Origin of the sequence: Pantoea sp. ICBG 828, assembly GCF_002928355.1 — a bacterium.
GTDB lineage: Bacteria > Pseudomonadota > Gammaproteobacteria > Enterobacterales > Enterobacteriaceae > Pantoea > Pantoea dispersa.
In genome coordinates this window covers 1-342 of record NZ_POWN01000031.1, presented here as the reverse complement: position 1 = coordinate 342, position 342 = coordinate 1, and the positions used below count along the sequence as shown (strand labels likewise).

Sequence of the window (342 nt, the reverse complement as noted above, 5' to 3'; positions counted from 1 at the left end):
GCATGGGGTCAGGTGGGACCACCGCGCTGTTGCCGCCAGGCAAATTCTGTTTTCGTCCGCGTCTTTCGCGCTCTGACTGCGTTGCCCCGCTCGCGCCGCTCAGTCACATACTCGTGTATGCTCCTTCCCGTCGTCTCGCGTGCCGCCCTGTCACAGCACAAAATCCACTGGACGTAATCCGGTGAACAAAGCTGAAAATTCTTTCTGTCTCTCGGCTTAAAACGCCTCTGGCGTTGTAAGGTTAAGCCTCACGGGTCATTAGTACCGGTTAGCTCAACGCATCGCTGCGCTTACACACCCGGCCTATCAACGTCGTCGTCTTCAACGTCCCTTCAGGACCCT

1 rRNA gene is annotated in these 342 nt (G+C 57.0%); it reads right to left on the bottom strand.

The features are described from left to right. Positions 1-237 precede the first annotated feature (237 nt). Positions 238-342 (bottom strand): 23S ribosomal RNA (locus C1Y43_RS23505); the annotation flags it as partial.